Source organism: Sphingobium sp. CR28 (assembly GCF_052327305.1).
In the GTDB taxonomy this organism is placed as follows: Bacteria; Pseudomonadota; Alphaproteobacteria; order Sphingomonadales; family Sphingomonadaceae; genus Sphingobium.
Map to the genome: position 1 here is coordinate 2,644,678 of NZ_CP182486.1, position 20,493 is coordinate 2,665,170.

The following is a 20,493-nucleotide window of genomic DNA, read 5'->3' on the forward strand; positions in this document are numbered from 1 at the left end:
ATTTTTGTTGACCCTCAAGCGCTGCCGGGTGCGAAATCTGCCGTTTGAGGTAAGCGTTCCTCTGGAGCGGCGCGCACAGCGGCGCTAGGCATTGCCGATGCACGACACAGCAGGCCAGATCATCATCATCGACGCGGGCGGGACGATCTCGGCCACGCCGTCCACTCATGGCGCCTTGGGCGGTGGCCCCGGTGGAGACGCGCTGCTGGCGCTGCTCCCCGAGGCGGTGCGGGGGCGCTGCATTGTCGAGCGCGCGGGCATCGGCCTCTCCGAAGAGATGACGCTGGCCGACGCGCACCGACTGGTTGCGATGGTCGAAGCGGCCTGCGCGGACCCGGGCACTGCTGGCGTGGCCGTGGCGCACGGCACGGACACAATGGAGGAAGTCGCCTTCCTCTGCGATCTGCTCAACGGCTGCGACACGCCCGTGGTCTTCACTGGTGCGCAGCGCGCACCCTCCGTCGCCGGGTTCGACGGTGGCGCGAACCTGCGCGATGCCATTGCCGTGCTGGGCGATCCCGCCAGCCGGGGCGCGGGCACGCTCATCGTCTTTGGCGGACGGATCATCGCCGCGCGCCATGCGGCCAAGGTGGATTCCGCCGCGCCGGATGCATTCGGGCCGGACTGGGCCGTGATCGGGCGGGTCGATCCGGGCCGCGTCCGCTTTTTCTCCCGCCCGCTGCGCGCGCTGCCGCTGGCCTGCGCGGTGCTGGATGGGACAGTGGAACTGGCCATGATCGGCATTGGCACCAGCGGGGAAGCGGTCTCGCGCCTGTGTGCTGCACCGACGCGGGGCCTCGTGCTGCGCGCCCTGGGGCAGGGCAATGTGCCACCCGGCGTGCTGGCGGCCGTGCGGCAGGCAAGGGCGCAAGGCGTCGTCATCCTGATTGCCACCGGTGCGGGGGCGGGAGGCACAGGCGCTGCCTATGACTCCGGTGCGGAACTGGCCCGGATGGGCTGCCTTTTCGCAGGTGATCTGGCCGCGCGACAGGCGCGCATTCTGCTCAGCGTGGCGCTGGGCGACGCGCGCGCGCCGCAAGAAGCCGAAGCGCTGCTGCGCGGCTGGCTGGCCGTGGACTGAAAGCGGCGGGATGCGGAGCGCGGGCTCCGCTGTCAGCGTGCCGGAAGCTGGCTGCGCGCCTGCCTCACCATAGTCCGCAGGAACTGCCCCTGAGAGCGGGACTTCTCCGGACCCAGCGCAAGCAGATCGGACCGAGGCGTGGTCATCACCTGCACCTCCGCATCGCGGAAACCGCGCGACCAGCCGTCCACATCGTGGATGTGCGCGGGCGGCGTCATATTGTCGAGGATGCGGACCATATTGTCCTGCGCGCGCTCGGCGGCCCACTCCATCATGCTGCGGCGATGCTTCGCCATATGGAACGCGACCTGCCCAAGCAAATCTGGTGTCTCGGCAAGGCCAAGGTCGGCCAGAAGCCCCCGCGCCGCCAACTCGTCCACGTCCCAGATGTCCAGTCTGTCCATTGGCTTTCTCCCCACATGGGTAGCCTCTCAAATCTGGATCAAGAGTCAAGCGGGTGGGCGGGTGCTTGCGGCTTTTGCAACGACACGAATTGAGACAGGGGGCGCCGCCCTCCCGGTGCGCCGATCGAAAGGTTCTAAAGGTTCTAGTCCTTGGAGCAAAAAAATCCGGGGTGGCTATGAGGAGCGGACGGGGAAGGGGCAGCGTGACCATCCGGGCAGGCTGGCATAGATGGCGTGCTGTAGGACAGGGGGGAAGGAAAGACGCCTCGTTCAGATGCTTGCCGAATCGATATTTCGACGATAGTCGAATAATCGAACAAAACGGAGTCCGGCAATGAAGCGTCTGCATTTGCATGTGAGTGTGCCCCACATCGAACAGGCTGTCGCATTCTACACGACGCTGTTCGACGCACCGCCGGTCGTCATAAAAGACGACTACGCGAAGTGGATGCTGGACGATCCGCGCATCAATCTAGCGATATCGTCTCGCGCCCGTGGCGTTGGCATAGATCATGTGGGCATTCAGGTTGACGCACCCAACGAGCTGGCCGCGCTCGCTTCGCGCCTGAAGGCGGCGGGAAATACTACGTTCGACCAAGAGGCGACAACATGCTGCTATGCCAACTCGGACAAGAGTTGGGTGACGGATACGGCAGGCGTTCGCTGGGAAACTTTCTTCACCCATGGCGAAGCGACGTCCTATGGCGAAGATGAAGTGTTGCCCGAGCTGGCGTCTGGCGCCTGCTGTGCCCCCAAGGCGGCCTGCTGCTGATGCTGCTGCTGCCCGATGCTGTCGAAGCCCTGTCCGCGCTGGCCCACGGGCACCGGTTGGCTGTTTTTCGCCTGTTGGTGCGGGCGGGAGGGGATGGCCTGCCAGCGGGCGAAATCGCACGGGACGTCGGCGTGCTGCCGAATACGCTGTCCACGCATTTGACGATTCTCGGTCATGCCGGCCTGATCCACTCGCGTCGCGAAGGTCGGTCTGTCATCTACTCGGCAAATTATGAGGGAATGCGCGATCTTCTGGGGTTTCTCGTTGCCGATTGCTGCGCAGGACGCCCGGAAATTTGCGGATCTTTGATGGAGCAGCCTGACTGCTGCGAACCGAGAGCCAAGGCATGACGACGTTCGAACGCTATTTGTCGCTTTGGGTCGCCCTTTGCATCCTGGTCGGCATCCTGGCGGGTCATCTGCTCCCTACATTCTTTGCGACCGTGGGTTCAGCTGAGATTGCCAACGTCAACATACCGATCGCTGTACTGGTATGGCTGATGATCATTCCCATGCTGCTGAAGATCGACTTCGGCGCGCTTGGGAAGGTGCGTCGACACTGGCGTGGCGTCGGCGTGACGCTGTTCGTCAATTGGGCAGTGAAGCCGTTTTCGATGGCGCTGCTGGCGACGCTATTCATTGGCTGGCTGTTCGCGCCGCTGCTGCCTGCGGGTCAGGCGACGTCCTACATAGCGGGGCTGATCCTGTTGGCCGCCGCGCCATGCACGGCAATGGTATTCGTATGGTCAAACCTGTGCGACGGCGAACCGACCTATACGCTTAGCCAGGTTGCGCTGAACGACGTGCTGATGGTCGTGCTGTTCACCCCGTTGGTGGGGCTGTTGCTTGGGGTCGCGTCTATCACCGTACCGTGGTGTACGCTGTTGCTTTCGGTCGCGCTCTACATCGTCGTGCCCGTCATCATCGCGCAAGTCGTGCGCGGCGCCGTCTTGTCGAACGGTGGCCAGACCGCGCTGGATGCGCTGCTGTCGCGGCTGGGACCCGTATCACTGTTCGCCTTGCTCACCACGCTGGTCCTGCTGTTCGGTTTTCAGGGCGAACAGATCGTCGCGCAACCCCTGGTTATCGCATTGCTGGCCGTGCCTATCCTGATCCAGGTCTACCTGAACGCCGGGCTGGCCTATCTCCTGAACCGTGCAACGGGCGAGGCGCATTGCGTGGCGGGGCCATCTGCACTGATCGGGGCCAGCAACTTCTTCGAACTTGCCGTTGCCGCAGCCATCGGACTGTTCGGCCTTCAATCAGGCGCGGCGCTGGCAACCGTGGTCGGCGTGCTGATCGAAGTGCCAGTGATGCTGTCCGTCGTTGCCATCGTAAACCACACAAAGGGCTGGTATGAACGCGGTTCAGCCGTAGCCCGTATCCAGCAGAAAGCCTTGAGGCCATGACTGACGCATTCCCTGTCACGATCTATCACAACCCGGATTGCGGCACGTCGCGCAATGCGCTGGCTATGATCCGGGCGGCCGGATATCACCCGACAGTCATCGACTATCGCACGATCGGCTGGACCCGGCCGCAGCTTGAAGAGCTGTTCGCGGCGATGAGTGCCACGCCCCGCGAGGCCATGCGCGAAAAGGGAACGCCAGCTGCGGAACTGGGCCTGCTGGAGGGCGCATCTGACGAAGCAATCATTGCGGCGATGCTGGAATACCCGATCCTCGTAAACCGGCCGATCGTCGTCACGCCGAAGGGCACCCGACTGTGCCGGCCATCGGAAGTGGTGCTGAACCTGCTGGAAAATCGCCCGACAAGCTTCACAAAGGAAGACGGGGAAGTCGTTACGCTTTGACCGCCCCTTGCCGCGCTCCATCGCGATCCGCAGATGTGGCAGGCTTTAAATTGGTCGGGACGAGAGGATTCGAACCTCCGACCCCCACACCCCCAGTGTGATGCGCTACCAGGCTGCGCTACGTCCCGACCGGAGCGGCGCATGTAGGCGGATGGCGCTGGCGATGCAAGCGGGTTGGTGAAGGGAAAGACAAGCGTGCGGGAATGTGCCCAGAGAGGCGCATGCACGCTGCCGGGCGCGTGCCTCTCCCACGTCCAATCCGGTTGCGTGGGATCATGCGATATGTTAGCCGCCCGCGCTTGAACCGGGCGTTTCGCGCCCGGCGTGCCGCCCCGGTTTCTGCCCGGAGACGGCCCGACGCCCCAAGGATCATCCAAGGACCGCCATGTTCATTCCTTCCGCTTTCGCACAGGCCGCTCCGGCGGCATCCGCCGGTTCCTCGACAGCGGCGATGTTCGTGCAGGTCGCTCCGCTGCTGCTCATCTTCGTGGTGTTCTACTTCCTGCTCATCCGCCCGCAGCAGACGCAGATGAAGAAGCACCGCGCGAAGCTGGCCGCCGTGAAGAAGGGCGACCAGGTGGTGACCGGCGGCGGCCTGATCGGCAAGGTGACGCGTGTGGACGAGACCTATGTCGACGTGGACCTGGGCGCCAACATGAAGGTGAAGGCGCTCAAGGCGACGCTCTCCGACGTGATCGACCCGACCACCGCCAAACCCGCGAACGACTGAGCCCCACCCCATGCTGACGTTCCCCCGCTGGAAGATCATCGGCATCATCCTGCCGCTGCTGCTTGGCGTGCTCTGCGCCATCCCCACCTTCGTGCCCGAAAGCGCCACACGGGGCCTGCCCGCCGCGCTGCAGCCGCGCGTGAATCTGGGCCTCGATCTTTCCGGCGGCAGCCATCTGCTGCTGGAGGCAAGCACTGCGGACGTGGCGCGCCAGAGCCTGGTGCGCATGGAAGAGCAGGTCCGCACCGAGCTGCGCCGGGGCGATCCGCGCATCGCGATCGGCGATATTTCCTCGCGGGGCGGGCGCCTCAGCTTCATGGTGCGTGATCCCGCTCAGCTCGATGCGGCAGTGGAGCGCATCCGCCCGCTGACGCAGGGCGCGGGCATGACCGGCCAGCGCGACTTCAATGTGGAAGTGCGCGACGGCAACACCGTGATCGTGACGCCGACGCAGGCGGGCATCGACAACTCCATCAAGAGCACGATGGCAGTGGCGACCGAGGTGATCCGCAAGCGCATCGACGAGATGGGCACGCGTGAGCCGAACATTCAGCAGCAGGGCGCCAACCGCATCGTGGTGCAGGTGCCGGGCCTGCAGGATCCCTCCGCTCTTAAGGCGCTGCTCCGCCAGACCGCCAAGCTGGAGTTCAAGCTGGTCGACACGACCGCGAACCCGGCGGACCTCGCCAAGGGCATCGCGCCGATCGGCAGCGAAATCGTGCCCTATCCGGACAATCCCGGCGGCATCCCCGTGATCGCGGTCAAGCGGCAGGTGATGGTTTCGGGTGAGGAACTGGCCGACGCGCAGCAGAGCTACGAGCAGAAGACCAACGCGCCGGTCGTCACCATCCGTTTCAATGGCTCGGGCGCCAACAAGTTCGCGCGGGTGACGCAGCAGAACGTCAACAAGCCATTCGCCATGATCCTGGACGGCAAAGTGCTCTCCGCGCCCAACATCAATGAGCCGATCCTGGGCGGCAGTGCGCAGATCGCCGGCAACTTCACGGTGGAGAGCGCCAACCAGCTCGCCATTGCCCTGCGCTCCGGCAACCTGCCGGTCGATCTGACCGTGGTGGAAGAGCGGACCGTGGGGCCGGGGCTGGGCGCCGACTCGATCCGCGCTGGGCTTACTGCTTCCATCATCGCGGTGGTCGCCGTCGCGATCTTCATGCTGGCGACCTATGGCCGTTTCGGTGTTTACGCGAACATCGCTGTGACCATCAACGTGTTGGTCATTCTGGGCGTGATGGCACTGCTGGGCGCGACGCTGACGCTGCCGGGCATTGCCGGCTTCGTGCTAACCATCGGCACGGCAGTCGACGCCAACGTGCTGATTTACGAGCGCATACGAGAAGAGCGCAGGCGCGGGCGCAGCGTCGTCCAGGCCGTCGAGTTTGGCTACAAGGAAGCCAGCCGCACCATCTTCGAGGCGAACGTGACCCACGCGATCGCCGGCGGCATCATGCTCGCGCTGGGCTCCGGCCCGGTGAAGGGCTTCGCAATCGTGCTGCTCATCGGCATCGCGACCAGCGTGTTCACTGCCGTCACCTTCACGCGCTTGCTCGCCGCGCGCTGGCTGCGCAAGGACCGGCCGACCGATATCAAGATGGGCTTCCTGCGCATCGTGCCGGACAACACGAACATCGGCTTCGTGGCGATCCGCAAATGGGCGTTCGCGCTCACGGCGCTGCTCACTGTGCTGGCGGTGGGTGCGACGGCGCATAAGGGCCTCAACATGGGCGTCGATTTCGTCGGCGGCCTGATGATCGAGGCGAAGTTCAAGGAGCCGGTCGATACCGACAAGGTGCGATCGACCATCGCGCGGCTGAACGTAGGCGAAAGCTCGCTCCAGCAGTTCGGCGACGCCAACACTGTGCAGATCCGCCTGCCGCTGCCTGAGCAGGGCGGCGCGGGCGCATCCAACGCCGTGGTGGAGAAGACGCGGGTCGCGATGACGAAGGAATTCCCCGGCGTCACCTTCTCGCGCTACGATACTGTCTCCGGCAAGGTCTCGGACGAGCTGATCCAGAACGGTATTCTCGCCGTGGTGCTCGCCGTGGTCGGCATCGCGATCTTCTCCTGGCTGCGCTATGAGTGGCAGTTCGGCGTGTCGACATTCGTCGCCATCGTCCACGACGTGCTGATGACGCTCGGTTTCTTCGCGATCACGCGGCTGGAGTTCGATCTCAACATCATCGCGGCGGTGCTGACGATCGTGGGCTACTCGATCAACGACAAGATGGTAATCGATGACCGTATCCGCGAGAATATGCGCAAATACCGCAAGATGGACATGAAGTCGCTGATCGACCTCTCGGTCAACGAGACGCTGCCCCGCACAGTGATGACCTCCGTCACCATCATGCTGGCACTGGGCGCGCTGCTCATCTTCGGCGGCCATGTGTTGCGTGGCTTCACGGCGGCGATGATGCTGGGCATCGTGGTCGGCACCTACTCGTCCGTCTACGTCTCGTCCTCGCTGCTGATCTCGCTTGGCCTCAAGCCGAACCCGCAGGATCGCAAGGCGAGCAAGGGCGTCGCGGCTGGTGCGGAACGGGTGGGGCCGCGCACTGAGCCTCAGCCCTGACATGAGCCGCAATTCAGGTGATGCCGGGTTGCAAAGGACAAATTTCTGCGCTTCCGGTGCTCACGTACCTTTAAGTACGCTGCGCGCCGGTTCTCGAAAGTTGTCCCTTTCGCCTCGGCCTGACCTGAATTGAGGTTCATTTGGATGGGACTCTGATGGAACTGCGCCGTGAGGACATATCGGGCGGCCCGATCATCACCGGCTTTTCCGGCACGGGGTTCAAGGTGCGCGAGACGCTGTATCCGCGCGGGCTGATGCTGACCCCCGAGGCCGCGATCGACTGGAACGCGCCAGCCAGTGTCGAGGGGATCGACCTTGCGATGCTCGTGCCGGTGCTGGCGAGCGATCCGCATCCTGAGTTCCTGTTACTGGGCACGGGCGCGCGCCTCGTCCAGCCGCCGCGCGCTCTGGTGCGGGAGATCGAGGCGATGGGCATCGGCATCGAGGCAATGGACAGCCGCGCGGCAGCGCGGGCCTGGGGCGTGCTGCGCCAGGAAGACCGGCAGATCTGCGCCGCGCTGCTGCCGCTGGGATGACGGGCATGGGCAGGCTCAGCGTCCACCATGTCGCGATCATCTGCTCCGACTATGCGCGCTCGCGGCGCTTCTATTCCGAGATACTCGGCTTCCCCATTCTTGCCGAAGCCTATCGCGAAGAGCGGGACAGCTGGAAATGCGATCTCGATGCCGGCAATGCGCGCATCGAATTGTTTTCCTTCGCCAGTCCGCCGGAGCGACCCAGCTATCCCGAAGCGGCGGGACTGCGGCATCTGGCCTTTGCGTGCGCGGACATCGACGCGGAAGTGGCCCGGCTGAAGGAGCAGGGAATCTCGTGCGAGCCTGTCCGGATCGATCCCTATACCGGGATGAGGTTCACCTTCTTCGCGGACCCGGATGGGCTACCGCTGGAGCTTTACGAGGTCGCGAGCTGACACTGCGGAGACGGGTAGGCAGAGCCATGATCTGCATCAGCGACTTTATGGACCTATACTGAGGCTGCGCTCCTGCATTTCATAGCGGTACGGCTGTGCCCTGCTTTTCGCGGCGGGATGTGCTTTATTGCCCAACCATCATTGTTTCTGACCTGAACGAACGGAGCGCTGCACGTTAGGGTGCTTGGAGCCGTTCCTCCTAAAATGGTTTTCGCACCGCCCTCGCGGTGAAGCGTAAATCTGCAGAAATAGCCTTCGTCGTGGGTTCGACAATTGAGGCTTTTAATATGGAGCGTCGGTACTTCAGGCTCGCCAGCTTGATACCAAAGTGAGGCAAGCCAGTTACCGCTCCCGATCACGGCGTTGACGCCAAGGTCAGACCAAATTGCAGATCGGAGCTCCCCCGCTAAAGGCTCTAGCGGAGGAGTGAATGACGAGGCACCAAGCATTGCGAGAAGCGTCCACATAGAAGCGACATTACATATTCATCGACCGCTTGCCATGACCTCCCTCGATAGTTTGCTGCCCCTTTGCTCCGCTGTAGATCCGCGCTGTCTATAGAGCGCGAACGAGCGTGCGTGGCACGGCAATCCAGGCGGGGTCGCTGACGACCTGTTGGCGTGTGCCAGCGCCCAAGGGCAGCAGGTGCAGCTTGTCGCCATCCCGGCCGATGAGCCGTCCGAACAGGAAGCGACCGCCGGGGCGCGGCACCAGCACGTCCTTGTTGAGCGCAGTAGCGAACCAATCCCGCGAGAGCGGCGCGCACCAGAGCTCGTCGCCGGCGCGGTAATCGCCCATCGCGGCTGTCATGCGGATGCCCAGCGCGCCCTGCGGCACGGCCGGCGCGGCGAAGGCGAGCGTGCGGGTGGGCGCGGTCGCGCCATCCGGGCCGACGATCGCCGCCACGGGAACGGAGCCGCTCTCCGGCAGATCGACCAGATCGCTCGCCTGCACGCCCAAAGCTGCGGCGATACGATTGAGCCACTTTACCGATACGGTTCGCGTACCGGTTTCCAGCCGCCCGATGGTCTGGGCCGTGGTGGGCGGCTCGCAGCGAAGAGCGACGTCTTCCAGCGTGAGGCCCTTGGCGCGGCGGACATCACGGATGCGCGTAATCATCGGATGGTTCTCCAAATAACCGATACGGTTATCTCTTTCCTACAGGCTGAGCCATTTGGCAAGGGTCCGATCAAGGCTAAGCAGGGGAACACGGATGGACAGGATTGTGGAGCGGATCATCGAAGGGCCGGATGGGAAAGCCATGCAGGTGATGATGAACCTCGCGGAATCGCCGGTGAGCTGGCTGTACGTGCGCGGGCGGATCAGCCGGCGGCAATATGATGCGGCCGAGGCACTGCGCCGTGACTGGGAGCGGGCGCAGATGGGCGCACGCGTAACGATGAACTGGGACAGTGCCGCCGCGCCATCGGGCACGCGCCGCGCGGTGCCGGGCGGTCCTTCGATTGGTGAGGGCCAGATGGCGGCGCGGGAGCGCCTGCAGGGCGCGATGGATATGGCGGGGCCGGGCCTTATCGATATTCTCTGGCGGGTCGCCTGCGCGGGCGAGAGTCTGGTTGCAGCGGAGCGGGCGCTCGACTGGCCAAGCCGCGCGGGCAAGCTGGTGCTCGGGTTCGCGCTCGACCGGGTGGCGGACTATTACCGGATCAGGTGAGGAGCAGTGTGGTGGTTTCAGTCCGTCGTGTGACGGATAGTTTGGCATGAGCGAAAATGTTAGTTTCGCCCGGCGCATCGCTTTGGGGGAAGTGAGACTATGCCATATCGTCACGCCTGGCTGTTTATCGTCACGCTGATCTGCGCGACCATTTTCGCCTTCTGGCGCACCTATTTCAGCATTTTGCCCGAGGCGGCGATCGGCTTTCATATCCATGGGCTTACGGCGTCTCTGTGGTTGCTGCTGCTGCTCGCGCAGAGCTGGACGCCGCATCACGGCCGGATTGGGATGCATCGCGCCCTCGGTCGCGTGACCTTCGTTGCGGTGCCTCTGTTCGCGGCCGGCTCCATGGCGGTTATTCATTCTATGGCTGGGGGGACCGTGGGCGGCGATCCATTTTATGCCTTATGGGGCGCGCGGCTCGGCTTCATCGACACGTTGGCATTAGGGGCGCTGCTCTATGCGGCGGGTATGGCGTTACGGCACCGACGCAATGTGCGGCTCCATGCGGGCTATATGCTATCCACCGCGCTGCCGCTCATCAGCCCCGTGTTCGGCCGGGTGTTCAACCGGACTATCCCCGGCCTCATCATTCACGGTCCGCAGGACTTTCCGGTGTTCGGTCTGGGCGCGCAATGCGGCAATGTGCTCGCCGCTATGATCGCGCTGTGGCTGTGGCGGCGTGATCCCCGGTTTGGCCGGCCATGGGCCGTTGCGCTGGGTGTAATCGCTGCGCAGATCGTGGGTTTCGAGACGCTGGCCCATAGTGCAGGCTGGAATGCGCTGTTCCTGACAGTGGGCACTCAGCCATTGCCTGTGCTGATGGCGTTCGGCGCTCTGGCCGGTGTCGTGGCAGTGTGGCTCGGCTGGCGTTTGCCGGAGGCGCGGGGCAGGCCAAAACAGGACGCCTGATTAGGTCAGCTTTCCAGCAGCATTCCGCCCAGCAGTGTGAGCAGCTTCACGTCCATCGCGTATCCCTCGGCGCGTTTCTGTGCGATCCAGTCCGCGAGGCCGGAGAGGGGCACGCGATGGGTGACGATATCCTCGTCGCCAATGCCGCCACCGTCGCTGACTTTGGTGAGATCGCGCGCGCGGAACAGCGTGAAGCTCTCCGAGACCATGCCAGGCGAGGAGAAGAAGCGGCCCATTTCTTCCATATGAGCGGCGCGGTAGCCGGTCTCTTCTTCCAGCTCGCGCACGGCGGCGAGGGCGGGTTCCTCGACCGGCGCGGCGTCGTCATCGCCGACGAGGCCGGCGGGCAGCTCGATGCAGCGAGCGCCCAAGGGCACGCGATATTGATCGACAAGGATGACGTGGCGGCCGTCCTGCGCATCGTCGATGGCGAGTATGACGGCGGCGCCGATGTTGCGTGCGCGGCCGACATATTCCCAGCGCCCCCGGCGCTTGGCGGTGATGAAGCGACCCTCCCACATGATTTCCTCGGGCAGGTGGGCATCGTCTGGCAAGTCGGTCATCAGGTCTCCGTGGGGAAAGGGCAGTGCACCCCCCGCGCTTACAGCTCGATCAGGCGATCGGGCAGTTCGTTGCTGTCGCCTTCGCTGCGCGGGAAATGCTCGGTAAGGATGATGCCGATCTGCCGCACGGCCTGCGCCATGCCCTCCCCGGTGCGGCCCTCGCGGACATGGCCGATCAGTTCCGCCATGGCGTCGCCCCAGACCTCGGGGGAAACCTTCGCGGCGATGGTGCGGTCTGCGAGGATCTCAGCGCGATGCTCCGAAAGGGAAAGGTAGATCAGCACCGCCGTCTTGGCGCGCGTGCGGCTCTCCGCAGCGGCGCGGAAAAGCAGCAGGGCGCGGCGGTGGACCCGGCGCGTCTTGGTGCGGCCGGGGGTCAGCGCCATGCGCAATGGCCATATCGCGAGAAGATAACGTGTGGCGAGGAACTTCACGATCAGCGCACAGAGCAGGACGGTCAGGAAGACGCGATCCGACAATTCATGCTCCCACCCGCCCATTAGGTGCAGGATGAGATCGCGATAAAAGGCCGGGAAGGCGGCATAGACGCCCATTGCCAGAAAGGTGACGCCGACGGCATAATGCAGGCCGACATCATGATAGCTGTCCGACCGGTCGGCGACCATGGTGACGATTTCGCCATCCGTGTGCCGTTCCGCTTCCGCGACGGCGGCGGTCACGCGATCATGATCGGCCTCGGACAAGGTCACGCGCTTCACCAGCTTCCTCCCGCTCCGCCGCCGCCAAAGCTGCCGCCACCACCGCCGAAGCCGCCGCCGCCACCAAAGCCGCCAAAACCCCCGCCGCCGCCGAAGCCGCCCCAATGATCGTCATCGTCGCGTCCGCCGCCCAGACCCGATCCCCACAGGATAACCGGCGGGATGCCCATGCCGCCACGACGGCGACGGCCACCGCGCGCGGCGCGGGTCAACGGCAGCACGATGAACAGGAGTACGAATGCCAGCACGATGACGGCGCCGAGAATATTGGGATCGTCCCGCTGCTTGCGCTGTTGCGCCTCGGCCTGCGCGGCGCGGGCGCGCGCCTCCTCGGGCGGCAACGTCAGCAGTTCGGAGAGTGCATCCACGCCGGCCGTGATGCCAGCGGGATAGTCGCCATCCTTGAAGCGCGGCGTGATCTGATTGCGGATGATCTGTGAGGCGAGTGCGTCCGTGACGATACCCTCGACGCCATAGCCGGTGGCGATGAACACGCGGCGCTCATTAGGCGCGACCAGCAGGATCGCACCGTCATTCCTTTCCTTGTCGCCAATGCCCCACGCGCGACCGAGCCGATAGGCATAGTCCGATATGTCATAATCCTGGAGGCTCGGCACAGTGGCGACGACAAGCTGCCGGCCGCTCTGCTGCTCAAGCTCGGCGAGTTTGACGCCAAGCGCCGCCGCCTGCTCAGGCTTAAGCAGATGCGCCTCGTCCACCACGCGGCCGGTGAGCTTGGGAAAGCTCTGGGCGAGCAGGGGCTGGGCCAGCCCCGCAAAGAGCAGGGCGAGCAACAGCAGGAGGGGGCGGAGCGCCTTCATGTCAGCAGACAAGCGGGGAGGGCCGGCGCAGCGACGACGCTGGGCTGGCCCCGAGCCCTCACTTGCTCTCGAACATGCCGCCGACATCCGGCGCGTTCTCGGCGCCAGCCTTCGCCTCGAACGGCGTCATCGGCTTAGCGCCGTGGATGATCTTGGCGCCGATCATGTCCGGGAAGGTGCGGATGCGGGTATTATAGGCGCGCACAGCTTCGTTATAATCGCGCACGGCGACGGCGATGCGGTTCTCGGTGCCTTCCAGCTGCGACTGGAGCGTCAGGAAGTTCTGGTTGGTCTTGAGGTCAGGATAGGCCTCGACCGTGGCGAGCAGGCGCCCGAGCGACTGGGACAGCGCGCCCTGAGCGGCCTGAAACTGCGCGACCTTGGCGGGGTCGGCAAGATCGTCCGCCGAGACCTGAACGCTGGTGGCGCGGGCGCGCGCTTCAGTAACGCGGGTCAGCGTGTCCTGCTCCTGCTTGGCGGCGGCCTTCACCGTGGAAACGAGATTGCCGACCAGATCGGCACGGCGCTGATACTGGGCCTGCACGTCCGCCCACTTGGCCTTTGCGGTTTCTTCGGCTGCGGGCACGGAGTTGATACCGCACGAAGCGAGCGCAAGGCTGGCGAAAAGCGCGAGAACGGCGCGGAGGATGGAATTGCGATGCAACGTGGCGGCCATCGTGGCTTCCTCTGGATCAAGGCGGTGTATCGCCGGGGTGAGACGGTAAATAGGCGGTTGATCGGTCCATCGCAACGGGTTTACCCCTCTGGTCCATCCGGCGGCGCTGCCGCCCAGAGCAAATGGGGTGACCGATGCTTTCCGAATTCAAGACATTTATCGCGCGCGGAAACGTGCTGGATCTCGCCGTCGGCGTCATCATTGGCGCGGCTTTCGGTGCCATCGTCAAGTCTCTGACGGATGACATCCTCATGCCGGTTATCGGCGCGATTACCGGGGGTATCGACTTCTCGAACTACTTCTATCCGCTCGGCGCCGTGCCGGAAGGGACGCCGGGCACGCTGGAGGCCATGAAGGCCGCCAATGTCCCCGTCTTTGCCTATGGCAGCTTCGTGACGGCGGTCATCAACTTCTTCATCCTCGCCTTCATCATTTTCCTGATTGTGCGCCAGGCCAACAAGATTCTGCACCAGCACAAGCAGGAGGAGGAAGCGGCGCCCGCTGGACCGAGTGAAGTGGATCTGCTGATTCAGATCCGTGACGAACTGAAGAAGAAATAGGCGTGGCATGGAGGCCGGAACAAACTCTCGGCTCGGTTCGTCGCAAAGTCGGGAACCTTTCGAGTGCTGAAGCGTCCTCCCGCCCAATGTCCAAGGGAAACAGGAGGACCAATCCCGTGAAGAAGACAGTTCTGGCCGCAGCCATTGCCACGACCATGACGCTCGCCGCTTGCGGCCAGCCTCAGGAAGCCGCCAATGTCGAGAACGCCTATGACAACCAGGCCGATGCAATCGACAATATGGCTGACAACATGGAGCAGGCCGGGGACAACCTGACGGGAGCGGCCGCTGCCGCGAACGAAAATGCTGTCGATCGCCTCGAGGACAAGGCTGACGCTGTGCGCAATGCCGGTGACGAGAAGGCCGACGCCATCGAAAAGAACGCGATGTAAGCGAAGACATCGTCTATTCCGCGCCCATAGCGGACAGGATGACCTTCTAAGCAGATGCTTGGGAGGTCATTCTCTTTTCATTCAGGCGGGAACGCCTATATGGGGTGTGCCGGTTTCACCGGCTATGGCGATAAACTGTGGCGTGCAATAGACGCAGCGGACCCGGGGGCGGTACCCGGCGGCTCCACCAGAACAGGCTCATGGGCACCTGCCCGAGCCAGTCCTGACGGGGCCGAACTAGGATCGACGTGTGTTGAAAAGCGACATTTTCGCCCGGGCTGAGTAACCCGTTCAAGGCTCAAAACCCATAAGTGCCAACGATAACGAAGCACTTGCTCTTGCAGCGTAATTGAGGGCCTCACGGCCTGACATTACCCTAACAGAACGCGGTTGGACCGAACCGGGCAACAGAATCGGATACCAGCGGCACGGGGAGCGCCGGGCAACAGAAGCTCCCCACCCTCATATCTATTTCAGAGACCTGCTCGCCTGCGCCGGAGTGCCGCGCGGCCCTGTTACGCGCACCGCCCGCACGGCGAATCAGGGTACGAATTATGTTTGTTTCAGGATTATGACACTTGAGGCGGATATTTTCGCAGGTGCAGTACGAGTGCAATAAAACGACCTATATTCAATATATTAGATCACTTAAGAATTTTTTGTGACAATATTGTCCATGGGTCACAAAAGTGAAACAATAGCTCCAACGTCAAAAACGACTCAGGAGGGTTTTGCCATGGTTACGCGCCTTTCGCTCGCCATCCTTGCGAGCAGCATGATTCCAGCCGCCGCAATGGCGGCCCCCGCCAGCGAAGTGGGCTATCCAATTGGATCGCTCGCGGTCCACTCCATCCAGAATGGCGACTATGCCGCAGCAGAGCGTGTGCTTGCGCCAGTGAGTCAAAGCGATGCGTCCGATCCGGCTCGTCTCGTCAACATCGCCATGGTCTATGCGCGCACTGGTCGGCTTGCGGAGGCGCGCGACGCGCTCGCCATGGTCAGCAACGCTCCCGATGAGACGCTGACGCTCTCTGACGGCCGGGATGTGTCGAGCCGGACAGTCGCGGCGACGCTTCTTCGGTCGCTTGACGCGCGCTACGCCGCACGTTGATCGGGCTCAGTTCTATGCGCTGATGCGCTGCACATCAGATGCGAACGGAAGGCGGTGCCATTGGCGCCGCCTTTTTTATGCGCGGCGCTCCAGTCGGACAGAGCGCAACGTCCCTAGCGGGACAGGGCGTAACGCCCCTGAGTGACATAAAACTGTCATCCCAGAGTCTCTGAACCGCAACCAAAGTCGCACGAACGTGTCACAAGACTCGCCTAGCTGCGCCGCCAAGGGCGCAACGGGGGCCATGGAGTCGATCTCCATACCAGTCGTCCTGAGTTCAAAACCGGACCAACCGGCAGCGGAGACGACCATGACACGTACCAAACGCATCATCACAACCCTGCTGGCGGGCGCCGTGCTACCCGCGCTGGCCGGCTGCGGCGCGAACGACATTGCCTCGCCCGGCAGCGGGGGCAACATCATCATCAACCCGACGCCCACGCCTTCGCCGACGCCCACGCCGACACCAACTGGCTCAGTGACGCCGGCTGCGGTTTGCCCGGCAATCTCCAACCCCACTCCGCTGACTGACAGTGGCACGATCACGGGTTCGACCGGCACCTGGCGCGTTTGCACCCTGCCGTCGATCATCTCGCGCAGCATGCAACTGCCCAAAGTCGCGGGCCTGGTTTATCGCATGAATGGTCGCGTCGACGTCGGCTGTGACGGTGGCTTCGTTGCTCCCTCGTCCGGCACCCCGGTAACCAGCTCCACTGTCGGCTGTACTGCGGCGAACGGCTTCTCCCTCAATGGCAGCGGGCAGCTCACCGCCGACACCAACGTGACCCTGACAATCGATCCGGGTGTCATCCTGTTCGGCGAGACGGGCCCATCCTGGCTGGCGGTTAATCGCGGCAACAAGATCAACGCGACCGGCACGGCCGCACGCCCGATCATCTTCACCAGCCGCGAGAACATCGCTGGCACCAACACCGATAGTTCGATCGGCCAGTGGGGTGGCGTTGTGCTGATGGGCCGCGCGCCGATCACCGACTGCACCACCGGTTCGACGACCAACAGCACCTGCGAGCGTCAGACCGAGGGCGCAACGACGCCGGCCGTGTTCGGCGGCACCAACAGCGCCGACAATAGCGGCACCATGAAATATGTGCAGATCCGCTATTCCGGTTTCGTGCTGAGCGCGAACACAGAACTGCAGGCGCTCACCACCGAGGGCATTGGCAGTGGCACGACGCTCGACTTCATCCAGAGCCACAACAGCTCGGATGACGGCGCGGAGTTCTTCGGCGGCGTCGTCAACATGAAGCACTATATCGCCACGGGCGCCGATGACGACAGCCTCGATATCGACACCGGCCTGCAGGGCGCGTTCCAGTATGTCCTGATCGCGCAGCGTCCCGGCCAGGGCGACGCGCTGATGGAAGTCGACAGCAACGGTAACGAAACCGATCTGCCGCGCCACAAGACAATCGTCGCCAACTTCACGGCGATCCAGTCGCAGGCAAGCACCAACAACGACGCGAACGATCAGGCCTCGATCCTGACGCGCGGCAATGCAGACCTGACGCTGGTCAACGGCATTGTCATCAGCCCGAACAACGAATGCCTCCGCATGAACGGTTCCGGCTCGACTGCCGACCGGACCACGCTGGTCGCGCGCTCGGTGGTGATGCAGTGCAACGCGACGCGTTATCTCGGCACCGGCTCCTACACGGCAGCCGATGTCGCGGCGGCCTTCGGCTCGGGCACGAACAACAACAATCACGCCTACACGCCGTCGCTGGCGAGCCTGTTCATCAACGGCGCAACCGAGACGGCCGTGGTGCCCTTCGATGCCAAGACGCTCAACAGCTTCTTCGACACGACGACCTATATCGGCGCCGTGAAGGACGCGAGCGACAACTGGTACAAGGTCTGGACCTGCAACTCCGGTTACGCGCCGTTCGACGACACGACGAACGCTAACCGCGCCTGCACCTCGCTGCCGACGACCTGAGGTCACAACCGACCATGTTCGGGCGGGGTGTGGCCGGAAACGCCGCATCCCGCCCCATTTGCACACATTTCCACCCAAGGGGGTTTTCGATGGCGACGCCGCTCCAGTTCGCTGGCCTGCTGCTTCTTTCCACGGCGCTGACAGCGCCTGCCGCGCTCGCGCAGACTGCTACGCCGGCTCCGGCTAGCGACGCACCGGCGACGGCGGATGATGCCGCAGCCGCCCAGCCCGAGGTTTCGGTTCCTGGCGGAGACATTGTGGTGGTAGGGCGCCGCAACGCGAACATTCAGCAGAACGCCCCGGCGGTTGTCTCCGTGCTCTCCAGCGCGGATATCGCGCGAACCGGCGAAGGCAATATCGCAGGCGCGCTTGGCCGGGTGACGGGTCTCAGCGTGGTAGGCAACGGCTTCGTCTATGTCCGTGGGCTTGGCGATCGCTACTCGCTGGCGCTGCTCAACGGATCGCCGCTGCCCAGCCCCGAACCGCTCAAGCGCGTCGTGCCGCTCGATCTCTTCCCGACCAACATCGTCTCGTCTTCGCTGGTGCAGAAGAGCTACTCGGTTAACTTCCCCGGCGAGTTCGGCGGCGGCGTGATTAACCTCACGACCAATGCCGTGCCGAAGGAGAGCTTCCTGACGTTCAGCGGCGGGATTGGCGCCAACACCGAGACGACTTCATATCTTGGCTATGTCTATCAGGGCAGCAAGAGCGACTGGACCGGGTTCGACAACGGCTCGCGCAACACTCAGCCCGCGCTCGCCGGGTTCTGGAAAAGCGGTAAGCAGCTAACCGACCTGACCGCTGCGCAGAACGCTGCGCTGGCAGGCCAGCTCTTCAGCCCCCGCTTCGTGACGGCCCAGCGCTGGGACCATGTCGCACCGAACTATACGGCATCCGTGACCGGCGGCACGTCGTTCGATCTCGGAGGCGATCTGACGCTCGGCGTGATCGCGACGGCTGGCTACAGCAACAAATGGCAGACGCGCGATTCCACCCAGCAATATTCCACCACGTCCGACATTAGTCAGCTTGCGTCCGATTTCGAGCGGGTGACGACCGACAACCGGGTCGTGGTGAACGGCCTGCTCGGCCTTGGCCTGGAATTCGGCGACAACCAGCTGCGCTGGACCAACCTCTATATTCGCGACACGCAGAAGAACACGCGCATGGGTCTGGGCCGCAAGGACGAGAATCCGCCGCTGTTCATGCGGCAGGACACCGCCTGGTACGAGCGGCAGCTCATCGACACGCAGTTCGTGGGCGAATTCAAGTTGACGCCGGAGCTGAGCGTGGATGTGCGCGGCACCTATGCCAATTCGCAGCGCGAGGCGCCCAACGAGTTCACGACGGAATATGTGAAAACGGGATCAGGGCCGTTCGGCGATCAATTCATCAACCTGCTGAACAATGGTGCCAACGGCACGGCGCTCATCCGCTACTCGGACCTCAACGAGGATCTGTGGTCTGGCGGCGTGGACGTGACCTACAAGCCGTTCGACACGCTGAGCCTGTCGGCTGGTTATGCCTATGCCCGGACCGATCGCACCAGCGAGCGGCGCGAATATGCGATCACTGCGGCGCTTAGTGGAACCTATGAGGGCGTAGGACTGCTACGCCCGGACCTGCTGCTATCGCAGAATGTGATTACCCGGCCCGAACTGGGTTTCCGCCTGCAGGACAATGAGCCGAACCCGCTTTTCGGCGCCAAGCTCGTCAACCATGCCGGCTATGGCAAGCTCAGCTGGCAGCTGACGCCCGAACTGTTGATCGACGGCGGCGTGCGCTACGAGAAGGCGCGGCAGAGCGTGGAGACCATTCCGGTCTTCAGCAATAATCCTTCGGTCTTCTCGAACGTCATCCGCAAGGATTACTGGCTGCCGGCCGCGACCGTGACCTGGCAGTTCCAGCCGAACATGCAGTTGCGCGCCAACGCATCGCAGACGATCGCACGGCCGCAATTCCGCGAACTAATCTTCCAGCCTTATTTCGATCCGGACACCAACCGGACCTACTATGGCAACCCGTATCTGACCGACAGCAAGCTGTTCAACACCGAGGTTCGCTACGAATGGTATTTCGCGCGCGACCAGCGCGTGTCGCTCGCGGGCTTCTTCAAGAAGATCGATAAGCCTATCGAGTCCTTCATCAGCATCATCAGCGGCAACTTCGCGACCAGCTTCGGTAACGCGCCCAAGGCTGATCTTTATGGCGGTGAACTGGAAGCGCAGAAATATTTCGATCTCTCGCGCTGGTCGGATGCAGCGATGTTTGCTTCGCGGCGGCTCGTTCTCATCGGGAACTATACCTACACGCAGTCCAAGCTGAAGGTCGGCAGCGGCGACACCATCCTCGTCTATCCGGCGAGTATCGGTTCGCCCTCGAGCGCCTACTTCCAGGACGGCGCTCCGCTGAGCGGTCAGTCCGACCATCTGGTGAACCTGCAGCTGGGCATGGAGGACACCGACCGACTCTCGCAGCAGACGTTCATTCTTTCCTACGCCAGCAAACGTGTCACCAGCCGTGGCGTGAACGGGGGCGGCCCCGGTCTCAGCCAACCGGACGTGTACGAATATCCCGGCTTCAACCTCGATTTCGTGGCCCGGCAGGGCTTCGATATCTATGGGCGCATGTTCGACTTCAAACTCGAGGCGCGCAACATCACTGGCCGTAAGTATCGCGAAGAGCAGACCAACGGCACCAACACGATTATCTACAACCGCTACAAGCCGGGCACGACCTTCAACTTCTCGATCTCGACGACCTTCTAAGGGCGACTGCACGAAGAATGGAGAG

The 20,493-nt window shown here is 63.4% G+C and carries 22 protein-coding genes, 1 tRNA gene and 1 other RNA gene; 17 read left to right on the plus strand and 7 right to left on the minus strand.

All coding sequences use genetic code 11. The annotated features are described in order from the left end of the window. Window positions 1-97 precede the first annotated feature (97 nt). Complete coding sequence (locus tag ACNAOH_RS12760) at window positions 98-1,081, plus strand: asparaginase (protein WP_443970535.1); 984 nt, start codon at window positions 98-100, stop codon at window positions 1,079-1,081. A 32-nt stretch (window positions 1,082-1,113) separates the two neighbouring features. Here the strand turns inward: ACNAOH_RS12760 and ACNAOH_RS12765 are convergent, their stop codons facing one another. Continuing rightward, on the minus strand, window positions 1,114-1,485 hold the full coding sequence (locus ACNAOH_RS12765; RefSeq protein ID WP_443970536.1) for a hypothetical protein: 372 nt from the start codon (window positions 1,483-1,485) through the stop codon (window positions 1,114-1,116). A 334-nt stretch (window positions 1,486-1,819) separates the two neighbouring features. Between ACNAOH_RS12765 and ACNAOH_RS12770 the strand changes: the two genes are divergently transcribed. The 4 genes from ACNAOH_RS12770 to arsC are packed head-to-tail and all read left to right on the plus strand — an operon-like array spanning window position 1,820 to window position 4,069. Beyond that, window positions 1,820-2,257, plus strand: a complete 438-nt coding sequence (locus ACNAOH_RS12770) for an ArsI/CadI family heavy metal resistance metalloenzyme (RefSeq protein ID WP_443970537.1) — start codon at window positions 1,820-1,822, stop codon at window positions 2,255-2,257. Further along, window positions 2,257-2,607, plus strand: coding sequence for an ArsR/SmtB family transcription factor (locus tag ACNAOH_RS12775; RefSeq protein ID WP_443970538.1), 351 nt, complete (start codon window positions 2,257-2,259; stop codon window positions 2,605-2,607). The genes ACNAOH_RS12770 and ACNAOH_RS12775 overlap by 1 nt, the downstream gene beginning before the upstream one ends. Beyond that, window positions 2,604-3,665: an ACR3 family arsenite efflux transporter gene (gene arsB / locus ACNAOH_RS12780; RefSeq protein WP_443970539.1), complete on the plus strand. Its 1,062-nt coding sequence runs from the start codon at window positions 2,604-2,606 to the stop codon at window positions 3,663-3,665. Before ACNAOH_RS12775 ends, arsB begins: the two co-directional genes overlap by 4 nt. Then, complete coding sequence (arsC, locus tag ACNAOH_RS12785) at window positions 3,662-4,069, plus strand: arsenate reductase (glutaredoxin) (RefSeq protein ID WP_443970540.1); 408 nt, start codon at window positions 3,662-3,664, stop codon at window positions 4,067-4,069. Before arsB ends, arsC begins: the two co-directional genes overlap by 4 nt. Before the next feature lie 51 nt (window positions 4,070-4,120). On the opposite strand, the gene ACNAOH_RS12790 is transcribed toward arsC, so the two are convergent. Next, window positions 4,121-4,197: transfer RNA gene (locus ACNAOH_RS12790), tRNA-Pro, on the minus strand. Between the two features lie 257 nt (window positions 4,198-4,454). On the opposite strand from ACNAOH_RS12790, the gene yajC reads away from it, so the two are divergent. The 4 genes from yajC to gloA2 all read left to right on the plus strand — a co-directional run bounded on the left by yajC (window position 4,455) and on the right by gloA2 (window position 8,317). Next, the gene (gene yajC, locus ACNAOH_RS12795; protein WP_443970541.1) at window positions 4,455-4,799 is read left to right on the plus strand and encodes a preprotein translocase subunit YajC; all 345 of its coding nucleotides are present in this window, start codon (window positions 4,455-4,457) and stop codon (window positions 4,797-4,799) included. Window positions 4,800-4,809: 10 nt separating this feature from the next. Next, complete coding sequence (gene secD, locus ACNAOH_RS12800; RefSeq protein WP_443970542.1) at window positions 4,810-7,386, plus strand: protein translocase subunit SecD; 2,577 nt, start codon at window positions 4,810-4,812, stop codon at window positions 7,384-7,386. 140 nt (window positions 7,387-7,526) lie between these two features. Next, window positions 7,527-7,922 carry an Mth938-like domain-containing protein gene (locus tag ACNAOH_RS12805; RefSeq protein WP_443970543.1) on the plus strand — a complete coding sequence of 132 codons (396 nt, stop codon included), beginning with the start codon at window positions 7,527-7,529 and terminating at the stop codon, window positions 7,920-7,922. 5 nt (window positions 7,923-7,927) lie between these two features. After that, entirely contained in the window at window positions 7,928-8,317 is a 390-nt protein-coding gene (gene gloA2 / locus ACNAOH_RS12810; RefSeq protein WP_443970544.1) for an SMU1112c/YaeR family gloxylase I-like metalloprotein, read from the plus strand. A gap of 555 nt (window positions 8,318-8,872) precedes the next feature. Here gloA2 and ACNAOH_RS12815 read toward each other — a convergent pair. Further along, entirely contained in the window at window positions 8,873-9,436 is a 564-nt protein-coding gene (locus ACNAOH_RS12815) for a helix-turn-helix domain-containing protein (RefSeq protein WP_443970545.1), read from the minus strand. A gap of 94 nt (window positions 9,437-9,530) precedes the next feature. On the opposite strand from ACNAOH_RS12815, the gene ACNAOH_RS12820 reads away from it, so the two are divergent. Together ACNAOH_RS12820 and ACNAOH_RS12825 are read left to right on the plus strand one after the other, a co-directional pair. After that, window positions 9,531-9,989, plus strand: a complete 459-nt coding sequence (locus ACNAOH_RS12820; protein WP_443970546.1) for a DUF6456 domain-containing protein — start codon at window positions 9,531-9,533, stop codon at window positions 9,987-9,989. A gap of 99 nt (window positions 9,990-10,088) precedes the next feature. Continuing rightward, complete coding sequence (locus ACNAOH_RS12825) at window positions 10,089-10,901, plus strand: hypothetical protein (protein ID WP_443970547.1); 813 nt, start codon at window positions 10,089-10,091, stop codon at window positions 10,899-10,901. 5 nt (window positions 10,902-10,906) lie between these two features. On the opposite strand, the gene ACNAOH_RS12830 is transcribed toward ACNAOH_RS12825, so the two are convergent. The 4 genes from ACNAOH_RS12830 to ACNAOH_RS12845 are packed head-to-tail and all read right to left on the minus strand — an operon-like array spanning window position 10,907 to window position 13,680. Beyond that, window positions 10,907-11,464 carry an NUDIX hydrolase gene (locus tag ACNAOH_RS12830; RefSeq protein ID WP_443970548.1) on the minus strand — a complete coding sequence of 186 codons (558 nt, stop codon included), beginning with the start codon at window positions 11,462-11,464 and terminating at the stop codon, window positions 10,907-10,909. 38 nt (window positions 11,465-11,502) lie between these two features. Next, window positions 11,503-12,183, minus strand: a complete 681-nt coding sequence (locus ACNAOH_RS12835; RefSeq protein WP_443970549.1) for a TPM domain-containing protein — start codon at window positions 12,181-12,183, stop codon at window positions 11,503-11,505. Continuing rightward, window positions 12,180-13,004 (minus strand): TPM domain-containing protein, encoded by an 825-nt coding sequence (locus ACNAOH_RS12840; protein WP_443970550.1) that lies wholly within the window; start codon window positions 13,002-13,004, stop codon window positions 12,180-12,182. The genes ACNAOH_RS12835 and ACNAOH_RS12840 overlap by 4 nt, the downstream gene beginning before the upstream one ends. 58 nt (window positions 13,005-13,062) lie before the next feature. Then, window positions 13,063-13,680, minus strand: coding sequence for a LemA family protein (locus tag ACNAOH_RS12845; protein ID WP_443970551.1), 618 nt, complete (start codon window positions 13,678-13,680; stop codon window positions 13,063-13,065). A gap of 134 nt (window positions 13,681-13,814) precedes the next feature. Between ACNAOH_RS12845 and mscL the strand changes: the two genes are divergently transcribed. The 6 genes from mscL to ACNAOH_RS12875 all read left to right on the plus strand — a co-directional run bounded on the left by mscL (window position 13,815) and on the right by ACNAOH_RS12875 (window position 20,468). Beyond that, the gene (mscL, locus tag ACNAOH_RS12850) at window positions 13,815-14,240 is read left to right on the plus strand and encodes a large conductance mechanosensitive channel protein MscL (RefSeq protein WP_443970552.1); all 426 of its coding nucleotides are present in this window, start codon (window positions 13,815-13,817) and stop codon (window positions 14,238-14,240) included. 155 nt (window positions 14,241-14,395) lie between these two features. Next, complete coding sequence (locus ACNAOH_RS12855) at window positions 14,396-14,632, plus strand: hypothetical protein (protein ID WP_443972141.1); 237 nt, start codon at window positions 14,396-14,398, stop codon at window positions 14,630-14,632. A 70-nt stretch (window positions 14,633-14,702) separates the two neighbouring features. Beyond that, window positions 14,703-15,054: a transfer-messenger RNA gene (ssrA, locus tag ACNAOH_RS12860) on the plus strand. A gap of 314 nt (window positions 15,055-15,368) precedes the next feature. Continuing rightward, the gene (locus ACNAOH_RS12865; RefSeq protein WP_443970553.1) at window positions 15,369-15,743 is read left to right on the plus strand and encodes a tetratricopeptide repeat protein; all 375 of its coding nucleotides are present in this window, start codon (window positions 15,369-15,371) and stop codon (window positions 15,741-15,743) included. A gap of 310 nt (window positions 15,744-16,053) precedes the next feature. Next, entirely contained in the window at window positions 16,054-17,700 is a 1,647-nt protein-coding gene (locus ACNAOH_RS12870) for a hypothetical protein (RefSeq protein ID WP_443970554.1), read from the plus strand. A gap of 89 nt (window positions 17,701-17,789) precedes the next feature. Then, a complete protein-coding gene (locus ACNAOH_RS12875) occupies window positions 17,790-20,468 on the plus strand; it encodes a TonB-dependent receptor domain-containing protein (RefSeq protein ID WP_443970555.1) in 2,679 nt (892 codons plus the stop codon). Window positions 20,469-20,493 lie beyond the last annotated feature (25 nt).

Excerpts from the sequence above, each read along its gene's own strand:
- ACNAOH_RS12760 (WP_443970535.1), top strand. The coding sequence starts at position 98 with ATGCACGACACAGCAGGCCAGATCATCATCATCGACGCGGGCGGGACG.
- ACNAOH_RS12765 (WP_443970536.1), bottom strand. The coding sequence starts at position 1,485 with ATGGACAGACTGGACATCTGGGACGTGGACGAGTTGGCGGCGCGGGGG.
- ACNAOH_RS12770 (WP_443970537.1), top strand. The coding sequence starts at position 1,820 with ATGAAGCGTCTGCATTTGCATGTGAGTGTGCCCCACATCGAACAGGCT.
- ACNAOH_RS12775 (WP_443970538.1), top strand. The coding sequence starts at position 2,257 with ATGCTGCTGCTGCCCGATGCTGTCGAAGCCCTGTCCGCGCTGGCCCAC.
- arsB (WP_443970539.1), top strand. The coding sequence starts at position 2,604 with ATGACGACGTTCGAACGCTATTTGTCGCTTTGGGTCGCCCTTTGCATC.
- arsC (WP_443970540.1), top strand. The coding sequence starts at position 3,662 with ATGACTGACGCATTCCCTGTCACGATCTATCACAACCCGGATTGCGGC.
- yajC (WP_443970541.1), top strand. The coding sequence starts at position 4,455 with ATGTTCATTCCTTCCGCTTTCGCACAGGCCGCTCCGGCGGCATCCGCC.
- secD (WP_443970542.1), top strand. The coding sequence starts at position 4,810 with ATGCTGACGTTCCCCCGCTGGAAGATCATCGGCATCATCCTGCCGCTG.
- gloA2 (WP_443970544.1), top strand. The coding sequence starts at position 7,928 with ATGGGCAGGCTCAGCGTCCACCATGTCGCGATCATCTGCTCCGACTAT.
- ACNAOH_RS12815 (WP_443970545.1), bottom strand. The coding sequence starts at position 9,436 with ATGATTACGCGCATCCGTGATGTCCGCCGCGCCAAGGGCCTCACGCTG.
- ACNAOH_RS12820 (WP_443970546.1), top strand. The coding sequence starts at position 9,531 with ATGGACAGGATTGTGGAGCGGATCATCGAAGGGCCGGATGGGAAAGCC.
- ACNAOH_RS12825 (WP_443970547.1), top strand. The coding sequence starts at position 10,089 with ATGCCATATCGTCACGCCTGGCTGTTTATCGTCACGCTGATCTGCGCG.
- ACNAOH_RS12830 (WP_443970548.1), bottom strand. The coding sequence starts at position 11,464 with ATGACCGACTTGCCAGACGATGCCCACCTGCCCGAGGAAATCATGTGG.
- ACNAOH_RS12840 (WP_443970550.1), bottom strand. The coding sequence starts at position 13,004 with ATGAAGGCGCTCCGCCCCCTCCTGCTGTTGCTCGCCCTGCTCTTTGCG.
- ACNAOH_RS12845 (WP_443970551.1), bottom strand. The coding sequence starts at position 13,680 with ATGGCCGCCACGTTGCATCGCAATTCCATCCTCCGCGCCGTTCTCGCG.
- mscL (WP_443970552.1), top strand. The coding sequence starts at position 13,815 with ATGCTTTCCGAATTCAAGACATTTATCGCGCGCGGAAACGTGCTGGAT.
- ACNAOH_RS12855 (WP_443972141.1), top strand. The coding sequence starts at position 14,396 with ATGACGCTCGCCGCTTGCGGCCAGCCTCAGGAAGCCGCCAATGTCGAG.
- ACNAOH_RS12865 (WP_443970553.1), top strand. The coding sequence starts at position 15,369 with ATGGTTACGCGCCTTTCGCTCGCCATCCTTGCGAGCAGCATGATTCCA.
- ACNAOH_RS12870 (WP_443970554.1), top strand. The coding sequence starts at position 16,054 with ATGACACGTACCAAACGCATCATCACAACCCTGCTGGCGGGCGCCGTG.
- ACNAOH_RS12875 (WP_443970555.1), top strand. The coding sequence starts at position 17,790 with ATGGCGACGCCGCTCCAGTTCGCTGGCCTGCTGCTTCTTTCCACGGCG.